At 67.8% G+C, this 19,808-nt stretch carries 23 protein-coding genes; 5 read left to right on the plus strand and 18 right to left on the minus strand.

Going from position 1 to position 19,808, the window contains the following annotated elements:
- Positions 1–235: 235 nt before the first annotated feature.
- From QM806_RS28755 to pgsA, 7 genes are all read right to left on the minus strand, one after another.
- Complete coding sequence (locus QM806_RS28755) at positions 236–952, minus strand: PIG-L deacetylase family protein (RefSeq protein ID WP_005563810.1); 717 nt, start codon at positions 950–952, stop codon at positions 236–238.
- A gap of 16 nt (positions 953–968) precedes the next feature.
- Positions 969–1,145 carry a hypothetical protein gene (locus QM806_RS28760; protein WP_007296377.1) on the minus strand — a complete coding sequence of 59 codons (177 nt, stop codon included), beginning with the start codon at positions 1,143–1,145 and terminating at the stop codon, positions 969–971.
- A gap of 191 nt (positions 1,146–1,336) precedes the next feature.
- Positions 1,337–2,167, minus strand: a complete 831-nt coding sequence (gene pspM / locus QM806_RS28765; protein WP_206032698.1) for a phage shock envelope stress response protein PspM — start codon at positions 2,165–2,167, stop codon at positions 1,337–1,339.
- An 18-nt stretch (positions 2,168–2,185) separates the two neighbouring features.
- Positions 2,186–3,013, minus strand: coding sequence for a PspA/IM30 family protein (locus tag QM806_RS28770; RefSeq protein ID WP_005563813.1), 828 nt, complete (start codon positions 3,011–3,013; stop codon positions 2,186–2,188).
- Positions 3,014–3,170: 157 nt separating this feature from the next.
- On the minus strand, positions 3,171–3,557 hold the full coding sequence (locus QM806_RS28775) for a helix-turn-helix domain-containing protein (RefSeq protein ID WP_007296380.1): 387 nt from the start codon (positions 3,555–3,557) through the stop codon (positions 3,171–3,173).
- A 71-nt stretch (positions 3,558–3,628) separates the two neighbouring features.
- Positions 3,629–4,129, minus strand: coding sequence for a CinA family protein (locus QM806_RS28780; RefSeq protein ID WP_005261153.1), 501 nt, complete (start codon positions 4,127–4,129; stop codon positions 3,629–3,631).
- Entirely contained in the window at positions 4,126–4,788 is a 663-nt protein-coding gene (gene pgsA, locus QM806_RS28785; protein WP_005561141.1) for a CDP-diacylglycerol--glycerol-3-phosphate 3-phosphatidyltransferase, read from the minus strand. Before pgsA ends, QM806_RS28780 begins: the two co-directional genes overlap by 4 nt.
- 117 nt (positions 4,789–4,905) lie before the next feature.
- Here pgsA and QM806_RS28790 point away from each other — a divergent pair, with 117 nt between their 5' ends.
- Entirely contained in the window at positions 4,906–5,430 is a 525-nt protein-coding gene (locus QM806_RS28790) for an amino-acid N-acetyltransferase (RefSeq protein ID WP_005240737.1), read from the plus strand.
- 73 nt (positions 5,431–5,503) lie between these two features.
- On the plus strand, positions 5,504–5,788 hold the full coding sequence (locus QM806_RS28795; protein WP_005240736.1) for a YciI family protein: 285 nt from the start codon (positions 5,504–5,506) through the stop codon (positions 5,786–5,788).
- A 43-nt stretch (positions 5,789–5,831) separates the two neighbouring features.
- On the opposite strand, the gene QM806_RS28800 is transcribed toward QM806_RS28795, so the two are convergent.
- The 6 genes from QM806_RS28800 to thyX all read right to left on the minus strand — a co-directional run bounded on the left by QM806_RS28800 (position 5,832) and on the right by thyX (position 14,075).
- The gene (locus tag QM806_RS28800) at positions 5,832–6,815 is read right to left on the minus strand and encodes a TerC family protein (protein WP_133986568.1); all 984 of its coding nucleotides are present in this window, start codon (positions 6,813–6,815) and stop codon (positions 5,832–5,834) included.
- A 208-nt stretch (positions 6,816–7,023) separates the two neighbouring features.
- Positions 7,024–9,609 (minus strand): DNA translocase FtsK, encoded by a 2,586-nt coding sequence (locus tag QM806_RS28805; RefSeq protein WP_283293663.1) that lies wholly within the window; start codon positions 9,607–9,609, stop codon positions 7,024–7,026.
- Between the two features lie 79 nt (positions 9,610–9,688).
- Complete coding sequence (locus QM806_RS28810; RefSeq protein ID WP_005261160.1) at positions 9,689–10,312, minus strand: TIGR03085 family metal-binding protein; 624 nt, start codon at positions 10,310–10,312, stop codon at positions 9,689–9,691.
- 25 nt (positions 10,313–10,337) lie between these two features.
- Positions 10,338–12,374: a ribonuclease J gene (locus QM806_RS28815; RefSeq protein WP_283293664.1), complete on the minus strand. Its 2,037-nt coding sequence runs from the start codon at positions 12,372–12,374 to the stop codon at positions 10,338–10,340.
- Positions 12,371–13,279 (minus strand): 4-hydroxy-tetrahydrodipicolinate synthase, encoded by a 909-nt coding sequence (gene dapA / locus QM806_RS28820; RefSeq protein WP_005261164.1) that lies wholly within the window; start codon positions 13,277–13,279, stop codon positions 12,371–12,373. Before dapA ends, QM806_RS28815 begins: the two co-directional genes overlap by 4 nt.
- Positions 13,280–13,322: 43 nt before the next feature.
- The gene (gene thyX, locus QM806_RS28825; protein ID WP_005261165.1) at positions 13,323–14,075 is read right to left on the minus strand and encodes an FAD-dependent thymidylate synthase; all 753 of its coding nucleotides are present in this window, start codon (positions 14,073–14,075) and stop codon (positions 13,323–13,325) included.
- 400 nt (positions 14,076–14,475) lie between these two features.
- Here thyX and QM806_RS28830 point away from each other — a divergent pair, with 400 nt between their 5' ends.
- Positions 14,476–14,952 (plus strand): toxin-antitoxin system HicB family antitoxin, encoded by a 477-nt coding sequence (locus tag QM806_RS28830; protein WP_005561148.1) that lies wholly within the window; start codon positions 14,476–14,478, stop codon positions 14,950–14,952.
- 102 nt (positions 14,953–15,054) lie between these two features.
- On the plus strand, positions 15,055–15,489 hold the full coding sequence (locus QM806_RS28835; protein WP_005261167.1) for an SRPBCC family protein: 435 nt from the start codon (positions 15,055–15,057) through the stop codon (positions 15,487–15,489).
- A gap of 4 nt (positions 15,490–15,493) precedes the next feature.
- Here QM806_RS28835 and QM806_RS28840 read toward each other — a convergent pair whose 3' ends face one another.
- From QM806_RS28840 to QM806_RS28860, 5 genes are all read right to left on the minus strand, one after another.
- Complete coding sequence (locus QM806_RS28840) at positions 15,494–16,726, minus strand: winged helix-turn-helix domain-containing protein (RefSeq protein WP_054246632.1); 1,233 nt, start codon at positions 16,724–16,726, stop codon at positions 15,494–15,496.
- A gap of 43 nt (positions 16,727–16,769) precedes the next feature.
- Complete coding sequence (locus QM806_RS28845; RefSeq protein ID WP_005261169.1) at positions 16,770–17,228, minus strand: flavodoxin family protein; 459 nt, start codon at positions 17,226–17,228, stop codon at positions 16,770–16,772.
- Between the two features lie 29 nt (positions 17,229–17,257).
- Positions 17,258–17,737 carry a hypothetical protein gene (locus QM806_RS28850; RefSeq protein WP_005261170.1) on the minus strand — a complete coding sequence of 160 codons (480 nt, stop codon included), beginning with the start codon at positions 17,735–17,737 and terminating at the stop codon, positions 17,258–17,260.
- Positions 17,734–18,492, minus strand: coding sequence for a 4-hydroxy-tetrahydrodipicolinate reductase (gene dapB, locus QM806_RS28855; protein ID WP_005261171.1), 759 nt, complete (start codon positions 18,490–18,492; stop codon positions 17,734–17,736). Before dapB ends, QM806_RS28850 begins: the two co-directional genes overlap by 4 nt.
- A 103-nt stretch (positions 18,493–18,595) precedes the next feature.
- On the minus strand, positions 18,596–19,213 hold the full coding sequence (locus tag QM806_RS28860; RefSeq protein ID WP_120659238.1) for a TIGR03086 family metal-binding protein: 618 nt from the start codon (positions 19,211–19,213) through the stop codon (positions 18,596–18,598).
- 90 nt (positions 19,214–19,303) lie between these two features.
- Between QM806_RS28860 and QM806_RS28865 the strand changes: the two genes are divergently transcribed.
- Positions 19,304–19,789 (plus strand): MarR family winged helix-turn-helix transcriptional regulator, encoded by a 486-nt coding sequence (locus QM806_RS28865; RefSeq protein ID WP_005563883.1) that lies wholly within the window; start codon positions 19,304–19,306, stop codon positions 19,787–19,789.
- Positions 19,790–19,808 lie beyond the last annotated feature (19 nt).

Consider the following 19,808-nt stretch of genomic DNA (forward strand, 5'->3'; position numbering starts at 1 on the left):
ACCGAACCGGTACTCGAAGCACATCGCCAGGCGCACGATGCCCGCCCCACTCCCCCGACCTCGGGGATGTGAGCAGCGCAGACGCGATCAGAGGGCGAGTCGACAGCAAGATTCCGCGCGTCGGAGAAAAGCAGAGGGCAACCACTCAATTATTCGGATAATTTTGGTATTCCGTCCGGGTCGGATTCTTTTCCATCAGACCGGAGCGTCGCCACGTTCGTTCTCGGTCGCGACCTCAGCCGAAGAAGTAGAGCTCGAATCCCACCGCGCGTTCGGCGTCGAATCCCGGTTGCGGCCCGGTCACCATCTCGACCTGGGCCCTCGCCTGCTGCCCCACCGGGACGTCGCTGAGCGCTTCGAGATAGCGGGTGTGCTCGGCCAGCGAGAGCACCGCCCGATCCACGGTGTGGGTGACATCCACCGCGTGGGTGGGGGTCATCGTGTTGACGGCGACCCAGCGGACACCGCGCCACGGCGGTAGCCCCGACTCCCCCAGCTCGGGAAAGATCCATTCGTTCGCGGCGTCCGCGGTGGCGTCGAGAACGGAACGGCCGAGTGCGCGGTGGTCCGCGCTGTTCAGCTGGCCGGGCCCCCACGTGTCCGCGAAGTTCGCCGTCACCACGAGATCCGGGCGATGACGACGGATCGCCGTCGCAAGGTCGCGGCGGAGCGCGAGACTCTCCACGAGAGTGCCGTCGGGGTACCCGAGGAACTCGACGTCGGTCACTCCCACCATGGCTGCGGAACGCCGCTCCTCCGCCTCCCGGAGCGGGCCCGACTCCGCGGGGTGCAGGCCCGCGATCCCCGCTTCCCCGCTGGTGGCGAGCACGTAGCGGATGTCCTTGCCCTGCTCGGTCCAGCGCGCCACGGCCGCCGCTGCGCCGTATTCGATGTCGTCGGGGTGCGCGACGACGACGAGCCCACGATGCCAGTCCTCGGGTACCGGTTCCATGGGTAGAGCATGCCTGTCAGCTCCGCGTGATGTCCGATTTCTCGCCGGATCCGGACATCGCCTTGATCAACAGGTACACGCCGAACACCACGGCGCTGACCACGAGAATCCAGAACAGACCCTTGACGAGGGCACCGACGACCGCCAATGCGATCCAGATCGCCGCGACCGCCAGAACAATCTTCCAGAACATGATTTCCTCCACTCACGTCTCCCCGATCGATTTCTGCGCCCGACATCTGGTCGACCCCACTTATCGGGTTCGCACACCAGCGTGGCACGGCGGAGCGGGTAAATCACCAGGTCAGCGTAAAGATCAGGGAAAGATCAGGGTTCTCCCCCACACGATGTACCGAAAGTCACCGGACCGGTCGATCGACGACATCAGCGGTAGCGGCGAACGATGTCGTCGATCTCACCGAGAGCCGCCGCGAGGCCGGCGAGCTTTTCCGTCGCAGACACCAGTTCTGCACGTTCGTACGCCAGTTCGCCGACGGCACTCGTGGTTCCGGGAACGGCGACCTCGGCGGCAGCGGCCACCAGTTCTTCGAACTGGTCGACGCCGTCGTCTAGTTGCGCGGCTGCGGAGGTGATCGCCCGGTGGAGCGGTGCGGCCGCGGCACGGCTGCCCTGGGCGGCGTCCTCCATGGACGTGATGTCGAGGGCGACCGCCTGCAGGGCGGCTGCCGCGGAGCGGGCCGTGGCGTGGGTGTCCTCGATGTCCTCACCGCTGATCGTCCCGGACCGGGACAGCACACCGAGGATGCCGTGCAGTGCGCGCTCGCTGTGCACGAGTCGTTCCATCGGCTCGCGGGCGGCCGAGGACGGCGCCGGAAGGACCCGGCGGGCAGGCAGGCCCGGTGGCAACGTCACGGCGTCGAGCTTGCGGTATCGGCTGACGGCCAGCACGGCGGGGACCGCGAACACGACGGCGCCGCCGCCGGCCATCAGCATCGACCACTCCGGCGCGGCCATCAGAGCGAGACCGGCGGCACCGGTGGCAGAGGACCCGGACACGATGCCGTAACGCTTCGCGCGACGCCTGGCCCGCCGCTTTTTCCGCAGCAGACGTTCCCGGGGGTCGCGCCACTTCTGTGCTGCGTCCGCGACGGACTCACCGGCGTCACGCAGCGCGCCCTGGATCCCGGCGAGTCCGGACACGACAGTGGCCGACCGGACTGCGCGTCCAGGTCGGCCACGTCGGGTGGAACTCATGCGAATACTGTTCGGCTACTACGCAGTGCCGGCCTGGCCCGCTGCCGGCGGCTGCTTGTCGAGGTTCGGGTTTGCTGCCGGGGTCGCGGGCGCGTTGGCGGCACCGCCGGACGGCAGGGCGTCGCCCTTCATCGAGGCCCGGATCTGCTCGAGCCTGCTGTGTCCGGCCATCTGGATGCTCGCCTGCTGCACCTCCATCATGCGGCCCGACACCGAGTTCTGTGCCAGCTCGGCGGAACCGAGGGCGTCGGCGTAGCGGCGCTCGATCTTGTCGCGCACGGCATCGAGACTGGGCGTGTTGCCGGGAGCCGAGAGGGTGCTGTCCATGGAGCGCAGCGACTCGCTGACCCGTTCCTGCATCTTGGCCTGCTCGAGCTGGCTGAGCAGCTTGGTGCGCTCCGCGACCTTGGACTGCAGAGCCATCGCGTTCTGCTCCACGGCCTTCTTCGCCTGTGCGGCCGCCTGCAGCGACTGGTCGTGCAGCGCCTTGAGGTCTTCGACGCCCTGCTCGGCGGTGACGAGCTGCGCGGCGAACGCCTCGGCGGCGTTGGTGTACTGGATAGCCTTCTCGGTGTCGCCCGCGGCCTGGGCCTGGTCGGCCAGGTTGACGGCCTGACGGGCGTTGGCGTTGAGCTTCTCCACCTCGTCGAGCTGCCGGCTGAGCTTCATCTCGAGCTGGCGCTGGTTGCCGATGACCGACGCGGCCTGCTGCGACAGAGCCTGGTGCTGGCGCTGCGCATCCTCGATCGCCTGCTGAATCTGAACCTTGGGGTCAGCCTTCTCATCGATCTTGGAATTGAAGAGCGCCATCAGGTACTTCCATCCCTTGACGAAAGGATTAGCCATGGGTTTGATCCTGCCTCCATCTGTTGCGCCGCGCGATGCGCGACCCGATACGCGACCGTCACGCACCGGAACAAGGGCTGCGCCCCGACTGCCTGTCTGCCCCGCCGACAACGAGACCGGCGGTTAACTGAAATCTATCGGTTCGGCACGGGTGTTGCTACGCGGCAGCCAGCGCCTGCGCGGGTGCAGGGATGACCACCCGGGTGTCGCGAGCGATGGTCGTCGAACCCGGTCGTGCGCTCGCGGCGGGAGCCTCGGCGGGCGCGGATTCGACGGCGTGCCGGTCGGTGTCCGCACGCTTGGCCGAAGAACCGTCGGACAGCGATTCGCTGACGTCGACGAGCACATCGGAGAGTGGGACCTCCAGCGCGTCGCAGATCGCCGCCAGGAGCTCACTCGAGGCTTCCTTGCGCCCTCGTTCGACCTCGGACAAGTATCCGAGGCTCACACGAGCACTGTTGGAGACCTCACGCAGGGTCCGGCTCTGCGAAACGCGCGTACGCCGAAGACTGTCACCGATTGCCTCACGCAATAGCAGCGCCATCTCGCTCCTCCTTCATCCGTCACCTGTCTCGCCTATCTCAACGCGCGAACAGGACCGATTGGTTCCCGACCTTAGCCTGCGGATGTTTCCTGCACACGATCGAGGAGTCCCGACACGGCGGCGGAAACCGCAGATTTACGGATCTGCCACCGGTCCCCGGTCAATCCGAGCTCGCGGACGGCCGTTCCGGATGCCCCGGAAATGCTCAGGAACACGGTGCCGACCGGGTGTCCGTCCTGCATGTCGGGGCCGGCGACACCGGTCAGTCCGACGCCCCAGTCGGCGCCGCAGCGGGCGCGGGCCCCGTCCGCGAGTGCGCGTGCCGTGGATGCCGCCACGGGCCCGTCCGCGGCCAGTCGGGTGGGATCGACCCCGGCGAGGGTGGCCTTCAGGTCGGTGGCGTAGACGACGAGCCCGCCGCGGAGCACGTTGCTGGCGCCGGGCACTCCGGCGATGGTCGCGGTGAGCAGTCCCGCGGTGAGCGATTCCGCGGTGGCCACCGTCTCGCCGCGGTCGGTGAGCACGGCAACCAGGTCACCGGCCCGCGTGCCGTCCACCAGTGGGTCAGTCATGCCCCGGTGCCCGCGTTCGCCTCGACCTTGTGCACGCCGGCTCGCAGGCGGACCGCCTGCACGACGTAGTCCAGCCCGGTCACCACCGTCAGCAGCACGGCGGCGCCCATCAGAATCCAGCCGGCGACCTCGAACCCGTCGGGCAGCGGCAGCAGGTAGTAGCCGATCGCGATCGTCTGCACGAGAGTCTTGAGCTTGCCGCCCCGGCCCGCGGGAATGACGGCGTGTCGCAGGACCGCAAATCGGAGCAGCGTGATGCCCAGCTCCCGGACCGCGATCACCACCGTCACCCACCAGGGCAGGTCTCCGAGGATCGACAGCCCCACGAGGGCCGCTCCGATCAGCGCCTTGTCCGCGATGGGATCGGCGAGTTTGCCGAAATCGGTGACGAGGCCGTACTTGCGGGCGAGTTGCCCGTCGATCCGGTCGGTGATGGCCGCGACGGCGAACACGCCGGTGGCGATCAGGCGCCACGTCGTCGAGTGTCCGTCGCCGACGAACAGCACGACCAGGAAGACCGGAACCAGCAGGATCCGGAGAATCGTCAGGATGTTCGCGATGTTCAGAAGAGGTACGGCCGTCTCACTCGCAGGCTCCACCGACGGGTCCGGGGCCGCCGGTTGGCCGGCGGCCGTCCAATCCTCGCGCTGCGTGCTCATCGGAGCACCGCAGCGGAGAACTGCACCCCGGGACGCAGCGGGGAGTGGGGAGGAATCGTAGGTCGTACCGGCACGTGCCTAAGAATATCGGTACGGCCGTTGGCTAATGTTCACGACATGACTTCTCGGACGCCGGACACCGCCGACAATCAGCTGATCGTGCGGCGAGCACGAACCTCCGACGTTCCCGAGATCAAGCGCCTGATCGACATCTACTCCGGCAAGATCCTGCTCGAGAAGAACCTCGTGACCCTGTACGAATCCGTCCAGGAGTTCTGGGTGGCCGAACGCGACGGCAACGTGATCGGTTGTGGCGCAATGCACGTGCTCTGGGCCGACCTCGGCGAGGTACGCACGATCGCGGTCGATCCGTCGGCCAAGGGCCAGGGTGCGGGACACCACGTGGTGGCCAAGTTGATCGAGGTCGCGCGGGAACTCGAACTCGAGCGTCTCTTCGTTCTCACGTTCGAGGTCGACTTCTTCGGCAAGCACGGATTCGTCGAAATCGACGGCACACCCGTGACCGCCGAGGTCTACGCCGAGATGTGCCGCTCGTACGACACCGGTGTCGCCGAATTCCTCGATCTGAGCTACGTCAAGCCGAACACCCTCGGCAATACCCGAATGCTTCTCACCCTCTGAAATCCCAGTGCGTGAGACAGAAGTGCCCTGATCCCATTTTTGTTCGACGAACCCGTCCCGAGAGAGCGAGAACATGTCCCTGTTCGTAGTGGAGTACACGTATTCGGCCGACACCGTCGCAGGACGCGACGAGCATCGCCCCGCCCACCGCGAGTGGCTCGGTGAGCTCGCCGAGCGGAAGACCGTCGTGTCGTCCGGCCCGTTCGCCGACGGCAGCGGCGCATTCATCATCGTCGACGCCGCCGACGCGGAGACCGTGGAACTGCTCTTCACCCACGACCCGTTCGCCCGCAACGGACTCGTGGCGGCCTCGCGGATCGTGGAATGGGTTCCGGTACTCGGCGAATTCAGTTCCTGACTCGCCGAGCACCGGACACCCTCGAGCACGACGTCCGGCGGACCTACTTCACCGGCGTCGTGTTCCGCGTCTTGAGAAGGCTGGCGACGGTGGTCACTGCCAGCACACCGATGATGACGGCGAGCGAGAACATCGTGGACACCTCCGGTACGGCCACGTGCTCGCCGCCGTTGATGAAGCCCAGCGTGTTCTCGTGCAGGGCGTGCAGCACGAGCTTGACACCGATGAACGCGAGAATGATCGACAGGCCGTACGACAGGTACACCAGGCGGTCCAGCAGGCCGCCGATGAGGAAGTACAACTGACGCAGACCCATCAACGCGAACGCGTTGGCCGTGAAGACCAGGTATGGCTCCTGGGTGAGTCCGTAGATCGCGGGAATCGAGTCGAGTGCGAACAGCACGTCGGTGAAGCCGATGGCGACCAGCGCGAGCAGTAGCGGCGTCACGACGCGCTTGCCGTTGATCCGCGTGACGAGCTTGTCGCCGTCGTAGGTGTCCGTGGTGGGGAGGATCTTCTTCGCGACGGCGACGATCTTGCTGTCGCGCTCCTCCTCCACCTCCTTCTCGTGCCCGTGATCACGTACCAGCGTGTACGCGGTGTAGATGAGGAACGCACCGAACAGGTAGAACACCCAGCTGTAGGCGTTGATCGCCGCGGCACCGACCCCGATGAAGATGCCGCGCATCACCAGTGCCATCACGATGCCGATCAGCAGTACCTTCTGCTGGTACTCCCGCGGCACCGCGAATGTTCCCATGATGATGACGAACACGAAGAGGTTGTCGACCGACAACGCCTTCTCGGTGACGTAACCGGCGAAATACTCGCCGCCGTACTGACTTCCCCACAACCACATCACGACCAGGCCGAACAGGATCGCGACACCGATGTAGACCGACGACCAGAACGCCGACTCGCGGAAGGTGGGGGCGTGCGGGGTGCGCACGTGCGCGAAGAAGTCGAAGACGAACAGTCCGAGAATCACCACACAGGTGATGACCCAGACCAGCGGTGACACATGCATGAACACAGACCTCCGGTAGACCTAGCGGGTACCGGAGGTCTCTCCCGCCGCCGGAACCTTGTGTCCGCGCGACTGACAGCACCGGATCGGCAATGGTGCCGATCGTGTTGACGATGCTGTCACAGAGGTGGGGATACTCCCCTCCAATTCGGTGACCATTCAACCACACTGCGCGAGAATCGCCCATTTCGGACACGCGCACCGCGCCCTACTCTTGATCGGACGGCGCCTCGTTCGGGTCGCCGCCGCGGATCGACCACAACAGACCGTCGAGTTCCTCGGGCTTGATGAGCACGTCACGGGCTTTCGAGCCCTCGCTGGGGCCCACCACTCCCCTGGTCTCCATCAGGTCCATCAGGCGGCCGGCCTTGGCGAAACCGACACGCAGTTTGCGCTGCAGCATCGACGTGGACCCGAACTGGCTGGAGACGACGAGTTCCACCGCCTGCAGCAGCACGTCCATGTCGTCGCCGATGTCGGGATCGACGTCCTTCTTCTCCCCGACCTTGGCGGCGGTGACGCCGTCGGTGTACTCCGGCTCCGCCTGGTTCTTGCTGAAATCGACGACCGCGGAGATCTCCTCGTCGGTGATGAACGCACCCTGCAGGCGTGTCGGCTTGCCTGCGCCCATCGGCAGGAACAGCCCGTCACCCATACCGATCAGCTTCTCGGCGCCGGGCTGGTCCAGGATGACCCGGGAGTCGGTCAGCGACGACGTCGCGAAGGCGAGTCGTGACGGCACGTTGGTCTTGATCAGACCGGTCACGACATCCACCGACGGCCTCTGTGTGGCCAGCACGAGGTGGATACCGGCGGCGCGCGCCTTCTGGGTGATCCGCACGATCGCGTCCTCGACGTCGCGCGGCGCGGTCATCATGAGGTCCGCGAGTTCGTCGACGATGGCGAGGATGTACGGGTACGGCCGGTAGACCCGTTCGCTGCCGAGCGGCGCGGTGATCTCACCCGACTTCACCTTGGAGTTGAAGTCGTCGATGTGACGGACCCGGTTGGCCTGCATGTCCTGGTAGCGCTGTTCCATCTCCTCCACCAGCCAGGCCAGCGCGGCTGCGGCCTTCTTCGGCTGGGTGATGATGGGCGTGATGAGGTGCGGTATGCCCTCGTAGGGCGTCAACTCCACCATCTTGGGGTCGATGAGGATCATCCGCACTTCGTCGGGTGTCGCACGGGACAGCAGCGACACCAGCATCGAGTTCACGAAGCTCGACTTACCGGAACCGGTGGAACCGGCCACGAGCAGGTGCGGCATCTTCGCGAGGTTGGCGCTGACGAAGTTGCCCTCGATGTCCTTGCCGAGACCGATCACCAGCGGGTGGTGGTCATTGCGGGTGCTCGGGGCGGTGAGCACGTCGGCGAGGCGCACCATCTCGCGGTCGGAGTTGGGGACCTCGATGCCGACCGCGGACTTGCCGGGGATGGGCGCGAGCAGGCGGACGTTGTCGGTGGCGACGGCGTACGCGATGTTGCGGGCGAGCGCGGTGATCTTCTCGACCTTCACGCCCGGTCCGAGTTCCACCTCGTAGCGGGTGACGGTCGGGCCGCGGGTGAATCCGGTGACGGCTGCGTCGATCTTGAACTGCTCGAGGACCTCGGTGATGGCCTCGATCATCGCGTCGTTGGCGGAACTGCGCTTCTTCGGCGGATCGCCCTCGATGAGCAGCGACGTCGGGGGCAGCGTGTAGTCGCCCTCGACGACCCGGTCGGTCACGAACTTGTCGACGTCGGGCAGCGGTTCCGGTTCGGGTTCCGGCTTGGGGGCGACGACCGGCTTGGCCTTGGCGCGCGCCGGTTTCGGCGCCGGCGCAGGCGCCGGGACGGGTTCCGTGGCGGGCTCGGTCTCCCACAGACCGAGCACCTCTGTCTTCGCGGTATCGCTGACGTCGTACTCGTCGGTGGGATAGTTGTCGGCCGGAACACCCCGGCCCCCGGTCGTGTAGTCGTCGACCGGGTAGCCGTCGGCGTCGAAGAGGGTGGGGTCGTATTCGCCGTCCTCGTAGTACTCGCTGTCGTAGTCGGCGTAGTGGTCGCGGCCGAACGACGTCCCGAAGTACGACTGCAGCTTGCCGGGCACCTCGCGGACCGTGGTTCCGGTCAGCAACAGGACACCGAACAGTGCCGCCATCAGCAGCAGCGGCGCGGCGAGCCACACGGTCAGGCCGTCCGTCAGTGGACCTCCCGCCGCGTACCCGACGAACCCGGCGCCGCGGGTCCTGCCCTCGGCGTCGGTGGGCGAACCGGTCGCGATGTGCCAGAGACCCAGGGCGGGCAGACCGACCAGCAGCGATCCCAGGACCAGCCTCGGCTGGATCTCGGGTTTCGGCTCGGTCCTTATCAGGATCACCGCGACGGCGACGCCGATCAGGGGCAGGACGCCGGACGCGCCACCGAACAACACACGGACTCCGGTCTCGATCCACTCGCCTACCGGACCGCCCGCGGAGAACCAGATTCCGCCGGCGACCACGACGCTGATCGCGATCAGCCCGAGCGCGATGCCGTCGCGCCGGTGGCCCTGTTCGATCTCGGCTGCCTTGCCGACGGTGCGGGTGGTGGCCCCGACGCCCTTGGCCATGAGCGACCAGCCGGCACCGATTCCCCGACCCACCGACTTCAGGGGGCCGGATGTAGACGATTTCTTTGAGGTGGACTTACGCGGAGTGCTGACCGTCCGGGTCGTACGGGACTTCGGCTTGGACGTGGTCGAGCCGCCTCGCACGCCCGTCCTCGCCGTGGAGGTCGTCGTGCTCGAACCGCGGGCGCTCGCCTTACCTGCCATGGTTCTCAGATTAGTCGCTATGGCACCTTCCGGACCATCCGCAACACCCGTAACACGGCGAGACCTGCGGTGAATGCCCTCAGAACCCCCGGTCGAGGGAGGTCACGGCGTCGATGTCGGCAGCCTCACCGTCGGTCTCGATGCGCACCTGGTCTCGGCCGAACGCGTGCAGGGCGAGTTCCGACGGTTCGCCGCGCAGGATCACCCGGCCGGCACCGGCCTTGCGGACGGTGGCCTGCTCCCCGGACGGCCGCTCGAGCACGACCGTCACCGGGGCGTGCCGGTAGCCGAGCTTTCCGACCTTGCGTGCGAGACCCCACAGCGCGTCCTGGCGCTCGTCGGGCAGGACCCGCGGCTCCCAGCCGTCGTGGGCGCGGCGCACATCCTCGTGGTGGACGAACATCTCCCCCAGGTTCACCTGTGCGTCCACCCAGTACATGGGCGACCACATCGGCGGACCCGACCGGACCTCGTCCAGCAGTCGGCTCCACGGACGCGTCGCCGTGTCGTTCTGGACGCGCTCCGTGTAGCCGGCGAGCCGACCCACGACGATGCCGGGGGCAGCGTCGAGGCGTCGTTCGCGCACGATCAGGTGGGCGGCCAGGTCCCGGTTGGTCCACGTCCCGCAGAGGGTCGGGGCGTCGGGACCGAATTCGGCCATCGAGTCGACGAGGGCGAGGCGTTCATCTCGGGCGAAGGTCACCCGTCCGAATCTACCTGCCGGAGAACTACTTGCCCTCGGCCGACGGTACCGCGATGACGGTCGGGACGATCATCGGCCGGCGACGGTACTTGTCCGCCACCCATTTGCCGACGACGCGCCGGATCGCCTGGGCGATGCGGTGGGCGTCGTTGATGCCCTCGGTGGCCAGGCGCAGGAGTTCCGCCTCGACCAGCTGCGCCGCGTCCTTGAGGGCCGTGGGGTCGTCGGAGAATCCGCGTCCGGACACCTCGGGGGTGCTGACCGCGCGTCCTGTGTGGTCGTCGATGACGACGTTGATGGCGATGAACCCGCCTTCGCCGAGGACCAGCCGGTCCGACAGCGTGGAGTCGCCGACGTCGCCGACGGACAGTCCGTCGACGTAGACGTGTCCGACGGGAACTTGCCCGACGATCTCGGCGAGACCGTCGACCATGTCGACCACCACCCCGTCCTCGGCGAGCACGATCCGGTCCTCCGGCACGCCGGTGGCCTTCGCGAGGGCGGCGTTGGCGCGCAGGTGACGCCATTCGCCGTGGACCGGCATGGCGTTGGTGGGCCGGACCGCGTTGTACAGGTACAGGAGCTCGCCCGCCGATGCGTGACCGGAGACGTGCACCTTCGCGCTCTGCTGGGTGACGACGGTGGCGCCGCGCTTGGCGAGTCCGTTGACGACGGCGAACACGGAGTTCTCGTTGCCGGGGATCAGCGAGGACGCCAGCACGACGAGGTCGTTGGCCCGGATGTTGATCTGCCGGTGCTCACCGCGGGCCATCCGCGACAACGCCGACAGCGGTTCGCCCTGCGAGCCGGTGGAGATCAGGACGAGCCGGTCGTCGGGCAGGTTGGCCGCGGTGTCGATGTCGACCACCAGGCCGTCCGGCACGCTCAGATATCCGAGATCCTGCGCGATCTGCATGTTGCGGACCATCGACCGGCCCACGAACGCGACCCGCCGGTTGTACCGGTGGGCGACGTCGACCACCTGCTGGATGCGGTGCACGTGGCTGGCGAAGGACGCCACGATCACGCGCTGCTTCGCCTTGCCGATCACGTTGTCGAGCACTCCCCCGATCTCACGTTCGGGGGTGACGAAGCCTGGCACTTCGGCGTTGGTGGAGTCGACGAGGAACAGGTCGACACCCTCGTCGCCGAGACGGGAGAAGCCGGCGAGGTCGGTGAGCCTGCCGTCGAGCGGCAGCTGGTCGAGCTTGATGTCACCGGTGTGCAGCACGACTCCGGCGTCGGTCCGGATCGCGACGGCGATGGCGTCGGGGATCGAGTGGTTGACGGCGAAGTATTCGCACTCGAACGGACCGTGATCGGTGCGCTGCCCCTCGACGACCTCGACGAGGTTGGGGCGCTGGCGGTGCTCACGGCACTTGGCCGCGACGAGTGCGAGCGTGAACCGCGAACCCACCACGGGCAGATCCGGCCGCAGGCGCAGCAGGAACGGGATGGCGCCGATGTGGTCCTCGTGGCCGTGCGTGAGGACCACGGCCTCGACGTCGTCCATCCGGTCCTCGATGTGCCGGAAGTCCGGGAGGATCAGGTCGACACCCGGCTGCTGGTCTTCCGGGAACAGCACACCGCAGTCGACGATGAGCAGCTTGCCCTGGTGCTCGAAGACGGTCATGTTGCGACCGATCTCGCCGATACCGCCGAGCGCCACCACCCGCAGACCCTTGAACGGAGCCTTCGGCGGGGCGCCGAGCCGGGCCGTCGGATCGACCGAAGCCGGCCGGGCGTCCTGACGCTTGTTGCCGCCGCCGCGCCTGCCGGACCGGGACGACGACTTGTTGGCGGCGCCGCCCTTCGTGGAGGAGGTCTTCACGGGCGCGGACTTCGCCTGCGCTGACTTCGGAGCCGACGGCTGGTCTGCGACGACGGGCGCCGACTTCGGCGGCTCGGCGACGACCGGCGCCGACTTCGGCGGCTCGGCGACGACCGGCGCCGACTTCGGCGGCTCGGCGGCCACGGGCGCCGCCTTGGTCGGCTCGCTCGCGGTGGGAGAAGGGGGACCGGCCTGACGGCTGGCGCTGCGACGACGAGGCGGTCGGGTCACGCGAGCACCCCCGCAGCGTGCAGATCGGCGGCCAGGAGGTCGAGTTGATCGTGGGTGGGCGCCACCTGCGGCAACCGGGGTTCGCCGACGTCCAGGCCGATCAGGCGCAGACCCGCCTTCGACGCGCTGACGCCGCCGAGACGCGCCACCGAGCGGATGACCGGGATCAGGCTGAGGTTGATCGCGCGGGCGCGGGCGATGTCACCGGCCGCGAATGCCGTGTGCAGTTCGCGCAACCGGCCGGGCACGAGGTGCCCGATGACGCTGACGAATCCCGTCGCGCCCACCGACAGCCACGGCAGATTGAGCGGATCGTCACCCGAGTAGAACTGGAGGTCTGTGGTGCCGATCAGCTCGGCGCCCGCGTTGAGGTCGCCCTTGGCGTCCTTGACCGCGACGATGCGCGGGTTCTCGGCGAGGCGCCGGATGGTCTCCGTCTCGATGGGGACCACGGAGCGGGGTGGAATGTCGTAGAGCATGACCGGAAGGTCGGTGGCGTTGGCGACGGCGGTGAAATGCGCGAACAGTCCGGCCTGCGGCGGACGCGAGTAGTAGGGGGTGACGACGAGGAGGCCCTGCGCGCCCGCGCGGGCGGCGTCACGGGCGAGTTCGACGCTGTGCGCGGTGTCGTTGCTGCCTGCGCCGGCGATGATCTTCGCGCGGTTGCCCACCGCGTCGATCACTGCCCGGAGCAGCTCGAGCTTCTCGTTCTCGGTGGTCGTCGGCGACTCACCGGTCGTACCGGCGAGGACGAGGGAGTCGCATCCGTTGTCGACGAGGTACGCCGCGAGGCGGACACCGGCGTCGACGTCCAGCTTTCCGTCCGAGGTGAACGGCGTCACCATCGCTGTGGACACGGTGCCGAACGGACGCTCGACGGGAGAAGCGGAATCACCGTAGGTCATGGTCAGAAGGCTACCCGGTGACCCAGGTACTTTTGCACACCAGTCACGCGTCGGCGGAAAACGTGCTCCGCGCCACCTCCGTGCCGTCGCCCCAGTCCAGTACCTCGAAGTCGCCGAAGACATTCGGCGCGGCCGCCTGCAGCTGCCTCAGGCACTCGACCGCGACGCGGCGAATCTCCACGTCGGCGTGCTCGGTGGCCCGCATCGAGACGAAGTGCCGCCACGCCCGGTAATTGCCGGTGACCACCACGCGGGTCTCCGTAGCGTTGGGCAGGACGGCCCTCGCGGCCTGCCTCGCCTGCTTGTTGCGCAGCGGCACGCTGGAGGTGTCCGCCAGTTTCGCTTCGAGGGCCTCGAGGAGTTCGCCGTACGCCGCCCGACTCGCGTCGGTGGCCTTCGCGAAGAGTTCCTCGAGTTCGGGGTCGCCGGCGATCGCGGGCGGAACGACGACATTGCCGTCGTTCTCGCGTACGAAGCGCTGCGACAGCTGCGAGTAGGAGAAGTGGCGGTGCCGGATCAACTCGTGGGTGCAGGACCGGGAGATGCCGGTGATGTAGAAGCTGACGGTGCCGTGTTCGAGGACCGACTCGTGCCCGACCTCGAGCAGATGGCGCAGATATCCGGCGTTGGTTGCGGTGCGGGGGTTGGGCTTGGACCAGCTCTGGTAGCACGCCCGGCCCGCGAACTCCGCCAGCGCTTCGCCGCCGTCGGCGTCGGTCTCCCACGGAATGTCCGCCGGCGGAAAGAACTCCGTCTTCGCGACGAGTTGCACCCTGAGCGGCACGGTCTGCGGCACTGCGCTGTTCCTCCTACCGAACTCCCTGGTCGGGAGTCCCTCCTGAATGCATCGACCCTAGTCGCAGCGGTGATCGGGGTCTCGGCGTGCCCCGTTCCGGCAGCGGCCTGGTTGCCGTGTGTTCACCCGCGCGTGTCAGTCTCGTCTCGCCCACACTTTCGGTGACACCGCAGATTCGTGGGGAGACTTCCTGTGCAGTACCGGACAGGCCGCGCACGCGCCGTCGTGATCGCAGTTCTCGGGACAGCGGTTCTCGGGGCCGCTCCCCCGGCGTTCGCCGGACCGCTCGCAGCGGGACCGTCGGTCGCCGAGAGTCCGGCACAACCCGCGGCAGGGCGACATCGCCCAACTGAAGTCACGCCAACTTGACTGACGTCACCAATGACGCCATGCTGGCGTCATGGACCTCGGCATCTACGTCTCCCGGCTGCGAGACGACCTGAACGCAGCAGCCGCACTCGGCGACGAGCAGACGCGGGCGACGGCAGCGGCGCTCGCCGCCGCGGTCGAACCCGCCGCCCGGCTGCTCCTGCTCTCGGCGCTCACCGATTTTGCAGGTGAGGTGACGTCCGAACTCGGCAATCGCACCGTCGGTGTGCGACTGGACGGCAACGAGGTGGCGGTCGACGTGCATCGCACCCCCACCGCGCCCGGACCGGAGGGGGAAGGAACCACGACAGCCGAGGACCTCGGTGCCGCCTTCGATGACGTCACCGGTGACATCAGCCGCGTCACTCTGCGTCTGATGGATCAGATCAAGTCGAAGGCCGAGGAAGCCGCCTCCCAGAACGGGGTGTCGCTCAATTCCTGGGTGTCGCAGGCGGTCCAGGGCGCACTCAAGGACCAGATGCGCCGCAACGGGAGAGACAATTTCTGAGCACCGGCGCACTCACTCCACGCCTCCGTCGGCGGCGGTGATGTAATTACGTCGCATCAGCCACACGGTGAGAGTCGCCACGGGCTCGAAGGAGCGAAGAACATGGCCGTTTCCGGCGTCAAGGAATTCGAGATCAAGGCCGATCCGGCCACGGTGATGGCCGCGATCGCTGCGGTGGATCGCCTGCCCGAGTGGTCCTCGGCCCACAAGTCGGTCACCATCGAGAGCACACACGACGACGGCCGCCCCCATCGTGTCCGAATGAGCGTCTCCATCCTCGGGATCAACGACGAGCAGGTCGTCGACTACACGTTCGAGGGCGACGACACCGTGTCATGGCACCTCGTCGAGAGCGGCCAGCAGAACGCCCAGGACGGCTCGTACGTCCTCACCGAGTCCGGCGCAGGCACCAAGGTCACGTTCGAGTTGACGGTCGACCCGAAGATTCCGCTGCCCGGGTTCCTCGTGAAGAAGGCTCAGAAGACGGCACTCGAGACGGCGAGCAAGGGCCTGACGAAGTTCGTCGAGAGCCTGTAGTTCCTCACTCTCCTCGCGGCCGCGCCGCCGCGGCCGCGAGGAGGGCACCGAGGTTGCCGCGATCGTCCACCCGGATGTCGTCCAGACCCAACCACGTTGCCATTCTTCGCAGTTCCGGGAGCAACGCCTCCACCACACACCCCGGATTCCGGTCGGGTTCCACGAACGCGGATCGCACCTCGAGCGTTCCCGACGCGCGGTCGGCCTTGAGATCGACCCTCGCGACCAGTTCACCGTTCAGCAGGAACGGAAAGACGTAGTACCCGTGGACACGTTTGTGCGCGGGGGTGTAGATCTCGAGGCGGTACCGGAAGTCGAATATCCGCTCGGTCCGCGGACGGCAGAAGACCAGCGGATCGAACGGGCACAACAGCGCCGCCCCCTCCACCTTCCGGGGAACCCGGACGTCGCGGTGGACGAATGCCGGCGCATCCCAGCCGCGGACCCCCACCCGTTCGAGCACCCCGTCCTCGACGAGTTCCTCGATGGCCGAGGCGGTCTGCGCCGGCGACAGTCGGTAGTAGTCACGCAGATCGGGTTCGGTGGCCACACCGAGGGCCCGCGCGGACCGCTGCACGAGGCCACGGACGGCATCCTCCTCCGAGACTTCCTCGGCGAGTATCGCTTTCGGCAGCACACGTTCGCTCAGGTCGTAGTGACGGGTGAAGGCGACCCGCTTGTCCACCGCCAGCGCGCCGGACGCGAACAGTTGCTCGCACACCACTTTGGTGTCGCTGCGATCCCACCACGGGCCCTTGCGGTCCGGCCGGTCGACCTCGAGGTGTTTCTCCACATCGCTCGCGCTGCACGCACCGACGGCGCCGATCACGTCGAGCACGTCGGCGGCGAGCGTGGGATTGCGGTCGAGTACGCGGGATTCGCCGGACCAGCGACCGTGCCGGTACCGGTGCATCCGCCAGCGCATCAGCGGCCAGTCCTCCACGGGGATGAACGCCGCCTCGTGCGCCCAGTACTCCGCCAGCATCCGGGGTGCGCGGGCCGAATGTGACCACGCCGCCGAATCGACCAGCCCGCGGTCGTAGACGCCGAGGCGGCTGAACAGCGGGACGTAGTGGGCGCGCACGGCCACCGACACCGAGTCGATCTGGAACAGCCGTACCCGGTCGAGAACCGAACGGACGTGCCGGCGCGTCGGCGCCCCGGCCGGTTTCCGGTCGGCGAACCCCTGCGCCCAGAGCGCCGATCTCCGGGCCGCGGCAGCGGTCATCTCACGCATGCCCGCAGCCTGCCATCAACCACCGACACGTTCCACCGCGACGTCAGACGTCCTCGGCCAGCGTCACGGCGACCGTCGCACCGAGTTCGTAGCACCGCTCCCGCGCGCTCGCGTCGAGCGATCCGGTCAGTTCCAGGATCTCGGCCACCTGGGTGAGCGCCAGCCCGGTCACGATCTTCTGCACCGATTTCACGGCCCCGGCGGTGTCGTTGTTGCCGTGCACCCAGAGCCCGTAGGGGCGGCCCGCGACCGCGTCGAGGCACGGGTAGTAGACGGTGTCGAAGAAGTGCTTCAGCGCACCGGACATGTAGCCGAAGTTGGCGGACGTCCCGAACAAGAACCCATCGGCTGCCAGGACGTCGGGCACGGTCGCGCCGAGAGCGGGAATCGACTTCACGTCGACCCCGTCGATGTCGGGGTCCCGCGCGCCTTTCAGCACGGCTTCGAGGCACTCACGGGTCACCGGCGACGGCGTGTGGTGGACGACGAGTAGTGACTTCACAGTCGTCAGCGTACGACCGGGCCCGCTTCCTATCGGCCGGGCTCGCCTTCCCGTTCGACGCGTTCGAGTTCCACGGCCCGTTTCATCGTCTCCCGGGCCCTGCCGCGGTCGCCGGCGTAGTCGTAGGCGCGGGCGAGGCGGTACGAGTTCCGCCAATTGTCCGGTTCTGCTTCCCATTCGGATTTGACCTGCTGGAACAGTGCGTCCGCGGCGTCCCGGTCGATGCGGCCCGAGGGGCGCTTCGGCAGATCGCTGACGTCCAGTTCGAGCCCCTCGTCGGCGATGCGGCGGGACAGATGCTGATGCTGGAATCCGGCACGCAGCGTGGCGTAGACGATCCAGGCGCCCAGGAACGGCAGGATCAGGACGCCGACACCCAGGCCGATCGCGGCCGCTCCGCCGGCCTGGATCAGCTCGATCCCGCGTCGGCCGAGAAGGACGAAGTAGAACACCAGCGCCGCGACCAGCAGTCCGATCGTGACGACGGTCTTGGTCGAGCCGTCCTTCACAGGTCGAGAAGGGGGTCGATACCGACGGTCAGGCCGGGACGGGAGCCGATCTCCCGCACCCCGAGCAGGACGCCGGGGGCGAAGGAATTGCGGTCGATCGAATCGTGCCGGATGGTCAGCGTCTCCCCCTGTGTGCCGAGGATGACCTCCTGATGGGCGACGAGCCCTGCCAGCCGCACGGAATGCACCCGCACGCCGTCCACGTCGGCGCCGCGCGCACCGTCCAGTTCGGTGGTCGTGGCGTCGGGGCTCGGTCCGACGCCCGCCTTGCGGCGTGCCTCCGAGATGAGGGCGGCGGTCCGGTAGGCGGTGCCGGACGGCGCGTCCGCCTTGTTGGGGTGATGCAACTCGATGACCTCGACGGAATCGAAGAATCGTGCTGCCGCCTCGGCGAAGCGCATGGAGAGGACGGCACCGATCGCGAAGTTCGGGGCGATGAGCACACCGACCTCGGGCCGCTCCGACACCCACGACCGCACCGTGTCGAGCCGGGCGTCGTCGAATCCCGTCGTGCCCACGACCGCGTGAATACCGTTGGACACAAGGAACTTCAGGTTGTCCATCACCACGTCCGGGTGAGTGAAGTCGACGACGACCTGCGTGCCGGCCTCGACGAATGTCTCCAGCCGGTCGCCGTGATCGACCTCCGCGACGAGTTCGAGGTCCGGTGCCTGCTCCACCGCCTCGCAGATCGCTCGGCCGACCTTGCCCTTCGCTCCGAGAACCCCGACCTTGATGGGTGCTGCTGCGCTCACTTCTCCACGCTCCGTCCAGTCACAACGATTCGCCCGAAAGCCTACGCAACCGACGGGTGCCGGCCGGTGCGCAGGGGCGGGGCGGGAGACCTACGTCTCGCCGTCAGACGCGGCCGGCCTCGTACTCGGGGTGCCAGTGCGGTGATCGGCCGAGCAGCGACAGCACCGCACCGAAATCGGCGGCGTCGGGGTCGGTCGGCAGGCCGGGCGCGAACGCGGCCCCCTCGCGCAACCGGTCCGCCCCGTCCGGGACGAGTCGTGCGATCGGGAGAACCGCGGCCACCATGCCGGATTCGGGCGCGAAGTCGAGCCCGAGCGACCGGGCGACGTCCCACGAATGGACCACGTAGTCGAGGAAGTGGAACCCGACGGCGATGGCTGCGGGGAACGGGAACTCGGTGCTGATCTCCGGCAACCAGAACTGCCGCTCCCCGACGCCGTCCCGGGCGAAGGCCTCGATGACGGTGTCGGCCGCCGAGCGGTACGCGGCGACGGGATCCGCCGACGCGTGCGGCCGCCAGTTCGACGGGTCGGGACCTCCGCCCGCTGCCGCTGCGGCGAATCCCCGGTGCTGCACGGTCATGTGGTCCAGCAGTTCCCCGAGAGTCCACTGCGCACACGGTGTCGCGCGCTTCAGATCGTCGCGCGTCACCTGCGACACGAACTCCACACTCGATTGCACGGCGCGGATATCCCAGCGCCGGACCTCGTCCACATCCATCGTCGGCACCTCGTCACTCGAATCGATTTGATACGCGTTCGCTTATCATCTACCTCGGTAGATGATCGGTCAAGGTGTATTTTCTGCGGTATGCCCAGCCGCGACCCGACGCACGGACAGCACGAACGCACCCGCCCCGATCTCGCGGCGATGACGACCGCCCTGAACCGCTCGCTGGTGGCGGCGGAACTCCCCGTGCTCGCGGAGCACGGGCTGACCATGTGGGGATACGTCGTGCTCCTGGCACTCGACGAGCACCCGCTGCGCACCCAGGCCGCGCTGGCGGAGGCAATCGGCGCCGACAAGACCCGGATCATCGGCGTGCTCGACGACCTGCAGGACCGTGGCCTGATCGACCGTCAGCGCGATCCCGCGGACCGCCGAGCCCGCCTGCTGTCGCTGACCCCGGACGGGCACGACGTGCGCGACTCGGCGCAGGCGGCGATCCGGCAGGGCGAGGAGCGGCTCTTGGCCAGGTTGCCGGAGCGCGACCGCGAGGGTTTCGTGTCCGCCCTGATCGCGCTGTCGGCACTGCCGGTCGAAGACGTCACCGGGCGCCCGGGCGACTCCACCTGACGGAGTTCGCGCCGGCTCC

Origin of the sequence: Rhodococcus sp. IEGM 1351 (assembly GCF_030056875.1) — a bacterium.
GTDB classification, from domain to species: domain Bacteria; phylum Actinomycetota; class Actinomycetes; order Mycobacteriales; family Mycobacteriaceae; genus Rhodococcus_F; species Rhodococcus_F opacus.

Coding starts and splice junctions, on each gene's coding strand:
- QM806_RS28755 (WP_005563810.1), bottom strand. CDS start 952: ATGGAACCGGTACCCGAGGACTGGCATCGTGGGCTCGTCGTCGTCGCG.
- QM806_RS28760 (WP_007296377.1), bottom strand. CDS start 1,145: ATGTTCTGGAAGATTGTTCTGGCGGTCGCGGCGATCTGGATCGCATTG.
- pspM (WP_206032698.1), bottom strand. CDS start 2,167: ATGAGTTCCACCCGACGTGGCCGACCTGGACGCGCAGTCCGGTCGGCC.
- QM806_RS28770 (WP_005563813.1), bottom strand. CDS start 3,013: ATGGCTAATCCTTTCGTCAAGGGATGGAAGTACCTGATGGCGCTCTTC.
- QM806_RS28775 (WP_007296380.1), bottom strand. CDS start 3,557: ATGGCGCTGCTATTGCGTGAGGCAATCGGTGACAGTCTTCGGCGTACG.
- QM806_RS28780 (WP_005261153.1), bottom strand. CDS start 4,129: ATGACTGACCCACTGGTGGACGGCACGCGGGCCGGTGACCTGGTTGCC.
- pgsA (WP_005561141.1), bottom strand. CDS start 4,788: ATGAGCACGCAGCGCGAGGATTGGACGGCCGCCGGCCAACCGGCGGCC.
- QM806_RS28790 (WP_005240737.1), top strand. CDS start 4,906: ATGACTTCTCGGACGCCGGACACCGCCGACAATCAGCTGATCGTGCGG.
- QM806_RS28795 (WP_005240736.1), top strand. CDS start 5,504: ATGTCCCTGTTCGTAGTGGAGTACACGTATTCGGCCGACACCGTCGCA.
- QM806_RS28800 (WP_133986568.1), bottom strand. CDS start 6,815: ATGCATGTGTCACCGCTGGTCTGGGTCATCACCTGTGTGGTGATTCTC.
- QM806_RS28805 (WP_283293663.1), bottom strand. CDS start 9,609: ATGGCAGGTAAGGCGAGCGCCCGCGGTTCGAGCACGACGACCTCCACG.
- dapA (WP_005261164.1), bottom strand. CDS start 13,279: ATGACCTACGGTGATTCCGCTTCTCCCGTCGAGCGTCCGTTCGGCACC.
- QM806_RS28830 (WP_005561148.1), top strand. CDS start 14,476: ATGGACCTCGGCATCTACGTCTCCCGGCTGCGAGACGACCTGAACGCA.
- QM806_RS28835 (WP_005261167.1), top strand. CDS start 15,055: ATGGCCGTTTCCGGCGTCAAGGAATTCGAGATCAAGGCCGATCCGGCC.
- QM806_RS28840 (WP_054246632.1), bottom strand. CDS start 16,726: ATGCGTGAGATGACCGCTGCCGCGGCCCGGAGATCGGCGCTCTGGGCG.
- QM806_RS28860 (WP_120659238.1), bottom strand. CDS start 19,213: ATGGATGTGGACGAGGTCCGGCGCTGGGATATCCGCGCCGTGCAATCG.
- QM806_RS28865 (WP_005563883.1), top strand. CDS start 19,304: ATGCCCAGCCGCGACCCGACGCACGGACAGCACGAACGCACCCGCCCC.